Annotated in this window: 13 protein-coding genes; all 13 read left to right on the forward strand. The window is 41.8% G+C overall.

Going from position 1 to position 16,320, the window contains the following annotated elements:
* The first annotated feature begins 83 nt into the window (after nucleotides 1-83).
* The 13 genes from BFS05_RS00845 (at nucleotide 84) to BFS05_RS00905 (ending at nucleotide 16,319) form a co-directional block, all read left to right on the forward strand.
* Nucleotides 84-980 carry a dihydroorotate dehydrogenase electron transfer subunit gene (locus BFS05_RS00845; protein WP_103084182.1) on the forward strand — a complete coding sequence of 299 codons (897 nt, stop codon included), beginning with the start codon at nucleotides 84-86 and terminating at the stop codon, nucleotides 978-980.
* A 6-nt stretch (nucleotides 981-986) separates the two neighbouring features.
* Nucleotides 987-1,982, forward strand: coding sequence for a dihydroorotate dehydrogenase (locus tag BFS05_RS00850; protein ID WP_103084183.1), 996 nt, complete (start codon nucleotides 987-989; stop codon nucleotides 1,980-1,982).
* Between the two features lie 79 nt (nucleotides 1,983-2,061).
* Entirely contained in the window at nucleotides 2,062-2,754 is a 693-nt protein-coding gene (gene pyrE, locus BFS05_RS00855; protein ID WP_103084184.1) for an orotate phosphoribosyltransferase, read from the forward strand.
* A gap of 137 nt (nucleotides 2,755-2,891) precedes the next feature.
* Entirely contained in the window at nucleotides 2,892-3,884 is a 993-nt protein-coding gene (locus BFS05_RS00860; protein ID WP_103084185.1) for a hypothetical protein, read from the forward strand.
* Between the two features lie 121 nt (nucleotides 3,885-4,005).
* Nucleotides 4,006-4,569 (forward strand): elongation factor P, encoded by a 564-nt coding sequence (gene efp, locus BFS05_RS00865; RefSeq protein WP_103084186.1) that lies wholly within the window; start codon nucleotides 4,006-4,008, stop codon nucleotides 4,567-4,569.
* Between the two features lie 204 nt (nucleotides 4,570-4,773).
* Nucleotides 4,774-5,331 (forward strand): transcription antitermination factor NusB, encoded by a 558-nt coding sequence (gene nusB, locus BFS05_RS00870; RefSeq protein WP_103084187.1) that lies wholly within the window; start codon nucleotides 4,774-4,776, stop codon nucleotides 5,329-5,331.
* Between the two features lie 75 nt (nucleotides 5,332-5,406).
* Entirely contained in the window at nucleotides 5,407-6,618 is a 1,212-nt protein-coding gene (gene carA / locus BFS05_RS00875) for a glutamine-hydrolyzing carbamoyl-phosphate synthase small subunit (RefSeq protein ID WP_103084188.1), read from the forward strand.
* Nucleotides 6,619-6,661: 43 nt separating this feature from the next.
* Nucleotides 6,662-10,051, forward strand: coding sequence for a carbamoyl-phosphate synthase large subunit (carB, locus tag BFS05_RS00880; protein WP_103084189.1), 3,390 nt, complete (start codon nucleotides 6,662-6,664; stop codon nucleotides 10,049-10,051).
* 10 nt (nucleotides 10,052-10,061) lie between these two features.
* Complete coding sequence (pyrF, locus tag BFS05_RS00885) at nucleotides 10,062-10,967, forward strand: orotidine-5'-phosphate decarboxylase (RefSeq protein ID WP_103084190.1); 906 nt, start codon at nucleotides 10,062-10,064, stop codon at nucleotides 10,965-10,967.
* Nucleotides 10,968-11,113: 146 nt separating this feature from the next.
* The gene (gene gmk, locus BFS05_RS00890) at nucleotides 11,114-11,722 is read left to right on the forward strand and encodes a guanylate kinase (protein WP_103084191.1); all 609 of its coding nucleotides are present in this window, start codon (nucleotides 11,114-11,116) and stop codon (nucleotides 11,720-11,722) included.
* A 150-nt stretch (nucleotides 11,723-11,872) separates the two neighbouring features.
* Entirely contained in the window at nucleotides 11,873-12,157 is a 285-nt protein-coding gene (rpoZ, locus tag BFS05_RS00895; protein ID WP_103084192.1) for a DNA-directed RNA polymerase subunit omega, read from the forward strand.
* Between the two features lie 138 nt (nucleotides 12,158-12,295).
* The gene (gene metK / locus BFS05_RS00900; RefSeq protein WP_103084193.1) at nucleotides 12,296-13,522 is read left to right on the forward strand and encodes a methionine adenosyltransferase; all 1,227 of its coding nucleotides are present in this window, start codon (nucleotides 12,296-12,298) and stop codon (nucleotides 13,520-13,522) included.
* Between the two features lie 79 nt (nucleotides 13,523-13,601).
* Nucleotides 13,602-16,319 (forward strand): primosomal protein N' family DNA-binding protein, encoded by a 2,718-nt coding sequence (locus BFS05_RS00905; RefSeq protein ID WP_103084194.1) that lies wholly within the window; start codon nucleotides 13,602-13,604, stop codon nucleotides 16,317-16,319.
* Nucleotide 16,320 lies beyond the last annotated feature (1 nt).

A 16,320-nucleotide genomic window follows, 5' to 3' on the forward strand; every position in this document is an offset into this window, starting at 1 on the left:
TAAAAATAAAATAAAGATAAACAAAACTAAAAAGTAACCAAAACGCAACGGTACAAAACACATACAAGGGTAGGGGAAACCACATGAGTGATGGCATGTTTATTCCAACGCGAAAAGCATCTGGAAACGCCATATTTACGTTACGTGAAAACGCTTTTGATTCATCAGGATCAAGCGCGTTGAATGAAAGCGATAATGCAAAATATTCGCGCCTTTGGGGTCGCCGAGCTATAGAAGTGCTTAATAATGAGAAGCTAGACGAAGGCGTGTATCGTTTGACTTTAAGAGATGAAGAGATAGCTAAAAAATCCACTCCTGCGCAATTCGTGAACTTGTATTCTCCTGATCCAACTGCTATGCTTCCTCGTCCTTTTGGAGTTGCAAGCGTAGATGGGGATACTTTTACTCTAATTTTCGCTGTGATTGGCAAAGGCACTGCTAAGTTTGCTGAACTTAAGCCAGGAGATAGTATTGATGCGCTTGGTCCTTTAGGACTTGGCTTTAATATTTCTGAGCCTGCACATTATGTGTTGGTCAGTGGAGGTTTGGGCGTGCCACCTATTTTGTGTGCTGCTCAAGCGCTTTCAAAGCGTGAAGATTCTAGCGTCACAGCGGTTCTTGGCTACCGTAGCAAGCGTTTTGCAGACGATTTAATGAAAGAATATATTGCAGACGTACACAGTATTACGAATGCTGAAGGAACTGTTATCACTTTGCTAAATGAACTTGAAAAAGTTAAGCATTTTGATTTCGAAGACGATTTGCCAACTGTGATTTTGTCTTGCGGTCCTTTGCCTATGATGAAAGCCGTAGCTCACTGGGCGCATGAAAGAAATATTGAATGCCAGCTCAGTTTAGAAGCAAGAATGGGTTGCGGATATGGAACGTGTGTTGCTTGCGTTGTTGACACTTTGGAAGGCAGACTGAAAGTTTGCAACGACGGTCCTGTTTTTGAAGCAAATCGTTTGGGTTGGGAGTAAAAAAATATGAGTGCTGTAAATAATACAAATAACGCAGATAACGCAAATTCTGCAACAAATTCCGCTGAAACTTTTGGCTTTGACACCAGCCATGTGTGGAAGCATCCAACTCAAGTTGCAGGCGTTAAGTGGAAAAACATGGTTGGTACAGCTTCTGGAACTTTCCAGCTTGCAGCTTGCCGACGTTTTTATGACGTAAGTCAGCTTGGCGCAATTTGCACAAAAGGCGTTTCACCTGTTCCTTGGGAAGGAAATCCTTCTCCGCGCACTGCAGAATCTCCTTCTGGAATGGTAAACGCAGTCGGATTGCAAAATCCTGGTGTAGACCACTATTTAGTAGACGAGTTGCCAAAACTAAAATCCATGGGAGCGCTTGTTATTACTAATGTTGCAGGGCACAGTGACGACGATTATGCGCAAGTTGTTGAAAAGCTTGCAGATTCTTCTGCAGACATGCTCGAAATTAACGTAAGCTGCCCAAACGTGACTCACGGCGGAATGAGCGTCGGCACGGATCCGGTTGCATTACACCGCTTAATTAAGCGTCTGCGCGCAATGACAGACAAGCCAATGATTGTAAAAATGACGCCGAACGTTACTGATATTGTTTCAATTTGCAAAGCTGCAGTTGATGCTGGAGCAGATGCCTTAAGCATGATTAATACGCTTGTTGGCTTGCGAATTGATATTCGAACAGGCGAACCGATTATTGCAAACCGTACAGGAGGCGTTTCCGGTCCTGCTATCTTCCCGATTGGACTTGGGTTTGTGTGGAGAGTTCGCCAAGCTATGACAGATATTCCAATTATTGGTATTGGTGGCATTGATTCTGGCGAAAAAGCTTTGGAATACTTGTATGCTGGCGCGAATGCTGTAGAAGTTGGTGCTGCTGCTTTGGTGGATCCTACTGCTCCTATTCGCATTGCTCGCGAGCTTGATGATTTGCTTGATTCTCGTCCAAAGCTTGCGTCTTTGCTTGCTGAAGGAAAAACTTGGCGCTGAAATTAAATATAGCAAGAAAGTTTATTTAAGAAAGTATTTAAGAAAGTATTTAAAATTATTTTAAGAAGGAGAATCAATTATGGCAGAATTAGACGAACGTTTTACAAAGTTTTTGCTTGATTCAGGCGCACTTAAATTTGGCGATTTCACGCTAAAATCTGGTCGTCAATCACCTTATTTTATTAACGCAGGCGCTTTTGATGACGGTATGAAAATCGCGAGCTTAGGAGCATATTACGCTCAGCGAGTTATTGCTGCAATCGAAGATGGCAAACTTCCGCAAGATATTGACACTGTTTTCGGTCCTGCTTATAAGGGTATTCCGCTGGCAGTTTCTACGGCAATGGCTTTGACGAATAATCACAATATGCCTGTTGGCTTTACTTTCGATCGCAAAGAGCGAAAGGATCATGGCGACGGCGGAATTATGGTTGGAAAACCGTTAAAAGACGGCATGAAAGTTCTGCTTGTTGACGACGTGATGACAGCTGGAACTGCAGTTCGTGAAACTTTGCCAAAGCTTAAAGCGGAAGCAAATGTGCAAGTTGTTGGCTTGATTTTGGCAGTAGACAGAATGGAACGCACGAAAGACAGTGAGCTTTCTGCAGTAAAAGCAGTAGAGCAGGAGTTTGGCTTCCCAGTTTTGCCAATTGCTAATGTGCGTGAAATTTTCGCTGCAGCGCAAAAACTCACTAATAGTGACGGAAGCGCTGTTATGGATGAGAATTTGGCTGCTCGAGCTGAAAATTATTTGCGAGAATATGGTGCGTAAATAGTTTATAGTGATAGAATTTATGAAATTTCATTTTTCATGAATAGATTTTAAATTAGCACTGAAGTTTATTTGCTAATTCAAATTTATTTTGAATTACTTTGAGATGATGATTTTTAGATGATGAATGGCTGAGTATGAGAGATCAAAATAATAATTATCAGAATTTTAATGATTTGAATTCTTCAAATATGCCTCCAGAGTTTTTACCTGGTGATTATGATTCCGAATCTTCATTTGATCAAGATAATTCTCAGTTTGACAATGATTCTAATGGTTCCATTTTTAGAGATAGCAAAGTTATTACTGCTATAGTCGCTGTTTTAATGGTGGCAATTGCAATCGTAGCTGCAGTCGTGTTCTTCTTAACTACGAATAAAAATAAGCCGAGTAATAATAGCGTTGCTACGCCTTCTAAAACTTGTGTCCAATTACGAAAGAAAGCACTGCATGCTCAAAAAGGTGTTATAAAATCTCTTTCAGATGATGACGTTCTTCAAGCTATAAATATTAAGAAAACTGAATTTATCTCAGATTCAGATGAAGCTAAAGATGCATTTGATGATTTTGAATCATCTTTAAACTATGCGAAATCAGATGCTAAAGAGAAATTACCTAATTGTCCTGTTGGGGCTGATTCTGAAAATTCTCCATCTGTTGAAAATAAACTTTCAGATAAAATCGACTCTTTCCATCAAGACAGAGATGCTCTTGTAAAATCTGCTAAAGCGGCTATAAAAGCAAGTAAATCAGCAGTTTCTAATAAGCTATTGAAGTTAGTTAATCAAGGTCAAGAGCTTATAGATAAAACTAAGAATGTCCCTATATTCGGAGACGCTCAATCTGAATTAGAAAAAGTTGTTGATCTTGCAAGAAAAGCTCTTATTAAGAGCAATAATAACGACGATGAATTAAAACAGTGCATTACAGATTTGCAAAATGCTCTTAAAGATTATTTGGCGAAAATTAAGGAATTAAGCTCAGATCTTGCAAATCGCGATGGCAATGGCTATCCGTTAAATGCTCCACATCCTAAGGATGATCAGGGCGGCTATGCGCCGATGGGCCGTAGTAATAATCCGGAATCTTCAAATTCAGGTGATGGTAATTCTTCTGACGATCAACAATAGTAAGTAATCGCGTTAAATACGTGTTGTTATTTAATTAGTTGACGCTTTGTGGCATAATAAGCAAGGTTTATTTCTTAGCTGTATAAATTGCAGCTGTAATTAGCACAGAAACGAGTAACTCGTGGCACAGACTACCAATGATATTAAAAATGGATCGGTTTTGAACCTTGAAGGTCAGCTTTGGACTGTTGTAAAGTTCCAGCATGTGAAGCCAGGTAAAGGTCCTGCTTTCGTGCGCACCACCATTAAAAACGTGCTCTCCGGCAAGATTGTCGATAAGACTTTTAACGCAGGCATGAAGATGGAGTTCGAGACCGTTGATAACCGTACGTTGCAATATTCTTATGAAGATGGCGATAACTTCGTCTTCATGGATATGACAACTTATGATCAGGTTTATATTCCTAAGGGCTTAGTTGGCGAGCAGAGCAAGTATTTGCTTGAAGGCACTGATTGCATCGTCAGCTTCCATGATGGCACTCCTTTGAGCGTTGAACTTCCAGCTTCCGTGATTTTGACTATCACTCACACTGAGCCAGGCTTGCAGGGCAACCGTTCTAACGCTGGTACAAAGCCTGCAACTGTTGAAACTGGTGCTGAAATCCAGGTTCCACTCTTTGTTGGTGAAGGCGAAAAGGTTAAGGTCGACACTCGTGACGGCTCTTACCTTGGTCGCGAAAACTAATTAAATTTTTTGCATAAAGCGACTCGGTGGCGATTAGTCGTTGCTGGGTCGCTTTATTTGTGAATGCATGTTTGTGTAATATTGGATATATATTGATGTAAGTTAAGTTCTTATAAGCTGTGCGCATAACATATTTGATTATGCTTGTGTGCTTAAGTAAATTTATAAGAATTCTATATGTAGTTTGTACAGAAAGACGATACAATGGCACGTTCTACCGCTCGTAAAAGGGCTTTGAATACACTGTATGAAGCAGATGAAAAGAGTCAGAATATTCTTTCCTTGCTTGAAGAGCGAGTCAAAGAGCCTGGTGCTCAAACGCCTCTTCCTGAATATGCTATTGAAATTGTTCGAGGTGTTGGGGAACGCAGAAATAGGATTGACAAGACGCTGAACCGCTATTCAACAGGTTGGAAAGTTGGACGTATGGCGGTTATTGATCGTAATATTTTGCGCATTGCAGTTTGGGAAATGCTTCTTAACGAAGAAATTCCAGACAAAGTTGCGATTGATGAAGCTATTTCTCTTGCTAAAACTTACAGCGATGATGATGCTATTGCATTTATTCACGGATTGCTAAGCGCGATTATGGCAGACAAAGAAGCATGCTTGGCAAAGTTTAATGGCGAATCTCAAGAAGAAACTACGGAAAACTCTAGCGATTCTCAGGATTCTAAAGAAACTCAGGATTCTCAAGAATCTCAGGAAACACAGGAAGCTCAAAAGTCTTCTGAATCTTCTGAGTCTTCTGAATCTGAATGATCTAGTCGGCGCGTCGCCCGTCCGCCAATCTGAGTAAACTTGCCACGAATATCCTAAAGCCATAAGGGGGTTAAGGTGGATTACAACGACACCTTCGCCGGATTCGGCAGTGACGATGCAGTATTGGTGTTAGAAGACGGTCAGGTTTACGTTGGTAAGCCTTTTGGTGCGCGAGGATCTACGCGTGCTGAGATTGTTTTTTCTACGGGCATGACTGGTTATCAAGAAACATTAACCGATCCAAGTTATGATCAGCAAATAGTAGTACAAACATTCCCACACATAGGTAATACGGGAATGAATCATGAAGATCCAGAATCTACCCGCATTTGGGTTGCTGGATATGTAGTTAAGGAGCCAAGCCCAATTTTTAGCAATTGGAGAGCTGAAGGTTCCTTGGAAGATGATTTACAAAAGCAAGGTATCGTTGGTATCAGTGGTATTGATACTCGAAAGCTGGTTCGTCATTTACGTTCTGTCGGCGTTATGCGTGCCGGCATTTTTTCTAATGAGGCCCTGGTTGATTCTTCAACTGGGGCTTTTCGTACCGTTGCTTCTTTCGTTGATGAAATTAAGCAAACTCCTCAAATGCAAGGCTTGCGTTTAACAGATGAAGTAAGTACTGATCAAACGTATACGATTGAGCCTTGCGGTGATTTTGAAGGAAAAGACCCGCTTTACACAGTCGTAGCAGTCGACTTTGGTATTAAAGCTATGACTCCTCACCGTTTGGCAGAGCGTGGCTGCCGAGTACACGTCGTAAGCTCCTCAATAAGTTTCGAGTCTTTACAAGCTCTGAACGCAGATGGAGTATTCTTCTCTAACGGTCCAGGAGACCCTGGCCAAGCAAATCGCGAAGTCGAGCTTTTGCGCAAAGTTTTGGATGCAGGATACCCGTTCTTTGGTATCTGCTTTGGAAATCAGCTACTTGGACGCGCTCTCGGCTTTGGCACTTACAAGCTGAAGTTTGGCCACCGCGGTATTAACCAGCCTGTAAAAGACGTTACAACAGGAAAAGTGGAAGTTACAGCTCACAATCACGGTTTTGCTGTAGACGCACCTCTTGACGGTCCTGTTCAATCTCCATATGAAAACGGACATTTTGGTCGCGTAATGGTATCGCATATTGACTTGAACGACAACGTTGTAGAAGGCTTGCAATGCCTTGATATTCCAGCATTCTCAGTGCAATATCATCCGGAAGCTGCGGCAGGTCCGCACGATGCTTCCTACCTATTTGACCGCTTTGTGCAATTGATGCGCGAAAACGCTATAAAAAGCAAGTAATACTCGAAAAAGCAAGTAAGATTCAAGGAAAGAGAAGTTTACTATGCCAAAACGTACTGATATTAAGTCGGTTATGGTAATTGGTTCTGGCCCTATTGTTATTGGTCAGGCTGCAGAATTTGATTATTCAGGAACTCAAGCTTGCCGCGTGCTTCGCGAAGAAGGAATTCGCGTTATCTTAGTCAACTCTAATCCGGCTACGATTATGACAGACCCGGAACTTGCAGACGCAACATACATTGAGCCAATTGACACATCGATTCTGGAGAGAATTATTGCGAAGGAGCGTCCGGATGCGCTTCTTCCAACACTCGGCGGACAAACCGCTCTTAATGCGGCAATGGATTTGGGCCGTGCAGGAATACTCGAAAAATATAACGTTGAGCTTATTGGTGCTTCTTTGGAAGCAATCGACCGCGGTGAAGATCGCGAGCTTTTCAAAAAAGTTGTTGAAAAAGCTGGAGCTGAGTCAGCAAAATCCTTTATTGCTCACTCAATCGAAGAAGTAGACAAAATTGTTGAAACTTTAGGATACCCGGTAGTAGTACGTCCAAGCTTCACAATGGGCGGCTTAGGTTCTGGTATTGCTCACAATGAGGAAGAACTTCATCGCATTGCAGGAGCCGGCATTCACTATTCTCCAACAAACGAAGTGCTTATTGAAGAAGGCATTGAAGGCTGGAAGGAATTTGAGCTTGAGCTTATGCGCGACGCAAAAGATAACGTCGTAGTTGTTTGCCCAATTGAAAATGTTGATCCTGTAGGCGTGCACACTGGTGACTCGATTACAGTTGCTCCTTGCTTTACTCTTACAGACCGCGAATACCAGAAGATGCGCGATATTGGTATCGCTATTATTCGAGGCGTTGGAGTTGACACCGGCGGTTGCAATATTCAGTTTGCAATCAACCCTCAAACTGGTCGCATTATTGTAATCGAAATGAACCCGCGCGTATCTCGTTCTTCCGCACTCGCATCTAAAGCAACCGGCTTCCCAATCGCAAAAATTGCAACGAAACTTGCTCTTGGCTACACTTTGGACGAAATTCAAAACGATATTACGCGTTCAACTCCTGCAAGCTTCGAGCCAACAATCGACTACGTTGTAACAAAGATTCCGCGCTTTGCTTTCGAAAAGTTCCCAGGAGCAGACACTACGCTTACAACTTCTATGAAGTCAGTTGGCGAAGCAATGGCTTTGGCTGGAAACTTCCAGGAATCTCTTGGAAAAGCAATGCGCTCAATCGACAAACGTCACTCATGCTTTAGCTGGAATGGCGAGCGCCCAAGCAAGGAAGAAGTTAATAAGCTTCTTGAAGAAATGCACACTCCAACAGAGCATCGCTACTTGCAAATCCAGCGCGCACTATGGGGTGGAGCAACGCCAGAGCAGATTTTTGCAGCAACAAAGATTGACCCATGGTTTGTTGAGCAGTTGGCGCAAATTAACGAGACTGCGCTCGCAGTTCGTGAAGCTGAAACCTTAACTCCTAAGGTTTTGAAGCGTGCTAAGCTTGCTGGCCTTTCAGACGTTCAAATTGCGCATTTGCGTAATCTTGGCGACGAAGGTGAAAACATGGTTCGTGAGCTTCGTTGGGCTTACGGTTTGCGCCCTGTTTACAAGACTGTCGATACTTGCGCAGCAGAGTTTGATGCAGCAACTCCGTACTACTATTCTTGCTATGCTGACGAAAGCGAGCTTAAGAAGCGCGATCGCGAAGCTGTGATTATCCTTGGCTCTGGTCCAAACAGAATTGGACAGGGCATTGAGTTTGATTACACTTGCGTTCACGCTGTTCAGGAATTGGGTAAGGATTACGACACTATTATGGTTAATTGCAATCCTGAAACAGTTTCTACAGATTACGATATGTCTGATCGCCTTTACTTTGAGCCGCTTACTTTCGAAGACGTGCTTGAAATTTACGAAGCAGAAAAGAAGCTTGGACCAGTTAAGGGTGTGATTGTGCAGCTTGGTGGTCAAACTCCACTTTCGCTTGCTGCTCGTCTTAAAGCTGCAGGAGTTCCAATTTTGGGAACTACTCCTGAGGCCATTGATTTGGCGGAAAACCGTGAGCTTTTCGGCGAGGTTCTTCGTCAAGAAGGCATGAATGCTCCTCGCTACGGCACAGCTTTGAGCTTAGAGGAAGCAAAAGATGCAGCTCACGCAATCGGTTACCCGGTTCTTGTACGCCCAAGTTACGTACTTGGCGGTCGTGGCATGGAAATCGTGTACGATGACGCTCAACTTGCAAAGTATGTTGATCGCGCTTTGGAAGAAGCTAGAGCAGACACGGTTGTTTCTGGACGTTTGCCTTCGCCGCTTTTAATCGATAAGTTCCTTCAGGACGCCATTGAAATCGATGTTGACGCGCTTTACGACGGCAACGAGCTTTATATTGGCGGCATTATGGAGCATGTCGAGGAAGCTGGCGTGCACTCTGGTGACGCTGCTTGTACTCTTCCTCCAAGCACGCTTTCTGACGATCAGATTCGTCGTCTTCGTGAAGGCACGCTTTCGATTGCGCGCGGCTGCTCTGTGCGCGGTCTTATTAACGTGCAGTATGCTTTTATGGCAAATACTTTGTACGTAATTGAGGCAAATCCTCGAGCATCTCGTACTGTTCCGTTTGCTTCTAAAGCTACTGGAGTTGCTCTTGCTAAAGCTGCTGCAAGAATTATGGCCGGTGAAACCATTGCCCAACAGCGCAAGCGCGGACTTCTTCTCCCACAAGGAGATGGCGGAGATATTCACCCAGGTCAGCAGGTTGCTATTAAAGCTTCTGTGTTGCCGTTCAAACGCTTCCGCACTCCTGTTGGTCGTACGGTTGATATTTTGCTTGGACCTGAAATGCGTTCTACTGGTGAGGTTATGGGCTTCGACCGCGACTTCCCACATGCTTTTGCTAAGAGCCAACTTGCAGCATACAAGGGTGGTTTGCCTACCAGCGGAAACGTTTTTGTGTCCGTAAGTGATGCAGATAAGCGTCAACTTCCGCTTCTTGCAGTTCGTTTAGTTGAACTTGGCTTTACGATTTGGGCTACTGAAGGTACTGCTTCTGTACTTCGTCGTTATGGCATTGATTCTGTGATTGTCGACAAGATTTCTAGCAAGGGCGACACAGCGAAAGATGTGCGTAACAGCGAGCAAGTACACGAAAGAATCGGCAAGAATGTTGTAGAGCTTATCGAAAATGGTAAGATTGACATGGTATTGAATACTCCGAATTCAAGAGGATCTCGTACTGATGGTTATGCCATTCGTGCGGCAGCAGTAGCAGCAGATCTTCCTCAATTCACTACGATTACTGAGTTTGCACCAGTTTTGATGGCAATTGAAGCTGTTAAGAACAATGATTATCAAGTGATGAGTATTCAGGAACATGCAAAGCAATTATTTGCTATAGAGCAAGCTGAAGCTAAAGAAAGTTGAGCACTATAACATGACCGGAACCATAGGCGATCAAGAATTACAAGCACAACGATCTGATTTTGGTTTGCGTTTAAAAAACGCTATGGCCAAATATGGTCCGCTATGCGTAGGCATTGATCCTCATCGCAAAATGTTGCTTAATTGGGGATATGAGATGGATGCGCAAGGTGCTGAGCTATTCTCTATGCGTATGCTTCAGGCCATGAATGGTAGGGCAGCAGCAGTTAAATTCCAATCTAGCATGTTTGAGCGCTACGGTTCTAAAGGATTCGCAGCGCTCGAACGCGTGCTGTATGCTGCACGTCAAATGGATGTTATTACGATTGTCGATTGTGGACATGGTGGTTTGTCTACTACTATTTCTGCTTTAGCTGATGCTTATTTTAAGCCTGGAGCTCCGCTTATGGCCGATGCTATAACGCTGCTTCCATATTATGGCGCTCGTTCTATGAGTAGTCTTATTAATGAAGCCTTAAACAACGGTTGCGGAGTATTTATTGCATCTCTTACATCTAATCGTGAAGGCGCTAATCTTCAAACAGCTATACGACAAAACGGAAGCTATCGCGGACATACTGTTGCTCACGGTATAGCTCAAACAGCTCAAAGCTTTAACAATAACACTAAAGGCATGGGTTCTGTTGGCTTGATTGTTGGAGCTACTATCGGCGATTGGATGAATGGTGGGGACGTAGATCTTACAAGCTTTACTGGCCCAATTCTTTCTCCAGGCTACGGTTGGCAGGGTGCTGAAGCAAGCGATCTTAAAACTGTGTTTGCTGGAACTCACGGAAATGTTTTAGTCACTGTTTCACGTTCCATTGCTTCCCATGGTCCAGATATTGGTTCTCTTTCGGCGGCAACTGAGCGTATTGCTTGGGATATTCGTCAAGCTTTGATGTATTCGGAATCTTAAACTCTAATTAACAAAAAATAATAAATTCGCAATGTACTAGAAACGTAAAATGCGTTAAAGTATTAGAATATTTAATATTCTCGTTTAAAAGTATTGTTAAACTAGAATTTAATAGAAGTTATTATTGTTAATGGGGTGCGATTAAGATGACCGATGCAACTTACATACGAGGCGGAGTTCGTAAGCGTAGGCTAATTGTTCTTACCGGTCCTACTGCAGCAGGTAAAGGCACTGTTGAAGGCGCTTTGCGCGAAAGGCACCCAAATATTTGGCTTTCTGTTTCTGCAACTACTCGCGCTCCTAGACCAGGTGAGTTTAATGGAATTCACTATTGGTTTTTGGACGAAGAAGAGTTTAATCGTCGAGTAAAAAATGGCGAGTTTTTGGAAACTGCACTAGTTCACGGAATGGCTCATTATGGCACTCTTCTTCAGCCTGTTTTAGATCATATTGAGCAAAATATTCCTACTCTTCTAGAAATTGATTTACAAGGTGCAAGACGAGTTAAGCAAGAAGCATCTCGATTAGGATTAGACGTTGTTTATGTATTCATTGCTCCTCCAAGTTTTGAAGAACTTAAGAGGAGACTAATTGGAAGGGGTACTGAAACTCCTGAACAGCAGGCAAAACGTCTAGAAACAGCAAAAGTTGAAATGGCTGCTGCTGGCGAATTTGATGTTGTAATTGTTAACGACGATGTAAATCGTGCCGCAAACGAATTGTGGGATGTAATCGCTAAAGAATACGACCTATAGATAGATAAATATATAAACAAATAAATAAACCTGTAAATAGAATTATAAATAAAACTTACACAATATCCGGCAGTATCCGGCAATATCCGAACGGTAGCATATAATAACACCTTTGGAACTATTGTGGCACCATAGAATATGGAGAACATTATGGCATTGGGCACTCAGCCAACACCTACGGGACTTGCTAATCCGCCGATTGACGATTTAATGGAACATGCGGACTCCAAGTATGCGCTTGCCTTGTTTGCCGCAAAACGAGCACGGCAGATTAATTCTTATTTCACTCAGCTTAACGAGGGTTTGTTACAGAACGTTGGTCCTCTTGTTGAGTATCAGAACCAGGAAAAGCCTCTTTCAATTGCTTTCCGTGAAATTAACGAAGGCTTGTTGGAAGACACTCTTGGCGACGATGATATGAGTGAAGGCAATTAATTTTATTCGTTTTCGAACGAAGTAATCGCAGTCACATACTTAACTTTTAGAGGTATATATGTGGCTGCGATTTATTCATATTATGTGCGACAACTATTATGTGTGACAACTAACGAGTTGGATTTTATTGGAGTGCAAATGCAAGAGCGCAAATTAATTTCTGCAGAATCTGTAACTGAAGGTCATCCTGATAAATTATGTGACCAAATTGCTGATGCAATTTTAGACGATATGCTTCGTCAGGATCCTCATGCTCACGTAGCTGTTGAAGTGTGCGCTTGCGTTGGTCAATTCGTTGTTTTCGGTGAAGTTCGCGGAGAAGTTTACACTGATATTCCTGGTATTGTTCGAAAAGTTGTAAGAAATGTTGGATACACAAGCTCAGAAATAGGGCTTGATGCTGATTCTTGCGGCGTAATGGTTTCTCTTACAGAACAGAGTGCGGAAATCAATCAAGGTGTTCAGCGTATAGATTCTAAAGATGATTCTGTTTCTCGAGAAGAACGCTATTCTTCTCAGGGTGCCGGCGATCAAGGCGTAATGTTTGGTTACGCAAGTGATGAAACAGATTCTTATATGCCTCTTCCAATCTATTTAGCTCATAAACTTGCTTATCGTTTAACATTAGTACGTAAAGAGGGGATTGTTCCTCATTTGCGCCCAGACGGTAAAACTCAGGTTACTATTGAATACGATTGCGATGGTAATCCTAAGCGCGTTGACACAGTTCTTATTTCTACTCAGCATGATCCTGAAGTTTCTCATGACTGGTTACAGCAGCAATTAAGCGAAAACGTCGTATTGCCTGTTTTAAAAGAAGCTCTTTCTAATAAAGTAGATTATAACGATTATCGAATGTTAGTGAATCCTACTGGATCGTTTGTTTTGGGTGGGCCTGCTGCAGATTCAGGATTAACAGGACGAAAGATTATTGTTGACACTTACGGCGGTGCTGCTCATCACGGTGGTGGAGCTTTTTCTGGAAAAGATCCAAGTAAAGTCGATCGATCTGCAGCCTATGCCGCGCGTTGGGTGGCCAAAAATATTGTTGCAGCAGGATTAGCTCATAAAGCAGAAGTACAAGTTGCCTATGCAATCGGTATAGCGGATCCTGTAAGCGTAAATGTGGAAACTTTCGGAACTGAATCTGAAGGTATTACAAGCTCGGATATTTCTAAAGCTGTTCGAGAAGTATTTGATTTACGCCCAGCCGCTATTATTGATGAGCTTGATTTATTGCAGCCTATTTACTCTAAGACTTCTGCATATGGTCATTTTGGTCGAACTGATGCGCATTTCCCTTGGGAAGAGTTAAATCGTGTTGAAGATTTAAAACGCGCTATTAGTAATATTGTTAATGACTAAAATAAATTATCGTCATATTTTTTATAAATAAGTAAATTAAGCGCGAAATAGGATGGTAAAAAGAGCGAAGGTGTGATTTATGCTGCAACAACCTGAATTAGAAGGTTTAGCACATAAACGCAGGCGTAGAAAAAACTCGTCTGCTAATGTGCCGGCAGCATCATGCGCTGTTGCTCATGTGATGCTTGATGTCCAAGCTCCACATTTAGGTCACACTTTTGATTATCTTATTCCAGAAAAGTATGACGAAATTGCTCAGCCGGGCTCTCTTATACGCGTTCGTTTTGGTTCTAGAAGAGTTAACGGAATTATTTGGTCTAGATCCGATGATTCGCATACTACAAGAGATTCGTTAAGATTTATTGAAAGAGTACTGTCTCATAAAGTATTGCTTTCTAAATCAATGCGCTCAGATATTGTTTCGATTGCAAATGCCTACGGCGGTACGCCAGCAAACATTATTAGACTGGCTGTTCCGCCTAGAATTGCAAGCGTTGAAGAATACGCTTATTCTCCTAGCAGAGCTCAAAAAGCTAGGATTACAAATCTTCACCAAAAAATTCTTCCTGAATTATTTACTAGGCAATCTTCTTACGATTTAAAAGTTGAATATGATGGCTCAGAGCGTGTAGCTTTTACAACTGATGAAAGGATGATGTCATCATATAGTCGCGCTTTTTCGCTAAAAGAAGCATTATCCAATGTCATATACCCATATTCTTATTTAAAAAATTCATATAAATACGATGAAAATGATGTAAATCACGCTAGATCGTTTGTTATAGATGCATTGCCTGGATCTCAGCGCTGGGCACAAGACTTAGCTTGGATTATTGTAACTGCCATAAATTCAGGGCGGCAAGTTGCGGTTGTATTACCAACATTGCGCGAGATTAACGATGTTATGCGAGCACTAATGTCTTGCGGCCTTCAACCATATAAACAGATGAAAAACGGCGAATTTGTTGGAGATGTAGTTCGTCTTTCTGCTGCAGATGCTCCAGCTGACCGTTATCGATCTTGGATTGCTGTTTCGCAGGGGATTGTTCCATGCGTTTTAGGTACGCGCGCTGCAATGTATGCTCCTGTTGAAGGTGACGCTCTTTTTGTGATAGTTGAGGATGCTGCGTATCAACAAGCTGACGGTATGCAACCATATGCTCAAGCTCGTGGCGTTATGCGTTTAAGAGCTAAAAATCATGGCGGAATATTTATATCCATGTCTTTTGCAAGAAGTATGACAAGCCATTATGAAATCGATTCAAATAATTATTTAAATACTTATAATCACGAAGATTTAAGTAAAGATTTCAGTAAAGATTCTACTAAAGATTCCGGTAATAATTTTAGTGATAACTTCAGTAAAGACTTCAGTGAAGATTCTTATGAAGAGTCCGATAAAAATCCTAGTAAAAATTATGATAAAACTTGTAATTTAGTAACAGGTAAAAGTGAACTTATCACCCCTTTTAATTCAGTAAGAGTAGCAGCTTGCGGATGGGTAAGATGGCTTAATCGTGAATCATTAGCAAAGATTGGCGATGATAGCGCTGGACTAAGAGTTCCAGACACTGCTAAAAAAATTATTAAAGACGCTTTAAAAGCTGGGTATCCAGTATTATTGTCTATTCCGGAAGATGGTACTACTCAATCTGCAGCATGCGTTAAATGTCATCATCAAGCTAGATGTCGTCGTTGTACTGGTCCAATCGACTTAAGTATTAATGGCTCGTTATCTAGATGCGCTTGGTGCGGTGCAAGTACTGTGAACTGGTCTTGCACTTATTGCTCGTGCAAAGTTTTTCGCGCAATTCGTGTTGGAGCTGCTGGTACTGTAAAGCAACTTTCTATGCTTTTCCCGGGCACAAAGATGATAGTATCTTCTCCACATTCTAAAAATGGCATTGTCTCTTGGATTAATGAAGAGCCAATGATTGTTGTTGCTACTCCTGGCGCTGAACCGCGAGTAAAAAGATCGTATAAACAAAATGATATAGAAGCTTCATTAGATGACGATTTTGAAAATGATTTCAAGCGTGCTGCAGGTGATGATTCTTCAAATGATTTCAATGATTCTAACCTAATATATGGCAGTTCAGAAAATACTTCATCTGAATTAAATAATGCTCTTGATTACAAACAGAACGGCAAAATTCCAGAAAACAGTAAAAATAACATCAACGCTTACGATTCTATTATTTCTAAATCTGAATCATACACTGGCGAATATCGAGTTGTAGCTTTTCTTGACGCTTGGGCAAGCTTATATACTACAAGTCTTGACGGAAATTATGACGTATTGTCCTCATGGATGCGCGCATCTTCAGCCTGCGCTCCTAAATCTCGAGGCGGATGCGTAATGATATTAGGAGAAAGCGATAGTTCTATAGTAGATTCTCTTACAACATGGGATTCATCTATTCTAGCTACTCGTGAACTTTCTCAACGCAAATCTGCTGGCCTTCCTCCAACTGTTTGCGCAGCTTGCGTTTGGGGGAATCGTGAAGATGTTATGCGAGTTTTAAATTCAAATAATTTTAATTTACCAACGATTTGCGTAAATAATATTAAAATTTCTCCGCTGCTTGGCGTTGTACCTATGCATAATTCTGTAACAGAAAAAAATCTACATTTCAACGAATTGCATGACAGAGTTAAAGCGGTAGTAAGAGTTCCGTTAGAATTTAGAAATGAATTAGTTAAAAAATTACGAAAACAATTAGCAGAACATAGCGCATTTAACTATAAAGGCGAATTGCATTTTAGTTTGGATCCTAAAGATTTATTAGCTTATTGAT

Origin of the sequence: Gardnerella coleohominis (assembly GCF_002896555.1) — a bacterium.
Taxonomy (GTDB): domain Bacteria; phylum Actinomycetota; class Actinomycetes; order Actinomycetales; family Bifidobacteriaceae; genus Bifidobacterium; species Bifidobacterium vaginale_F.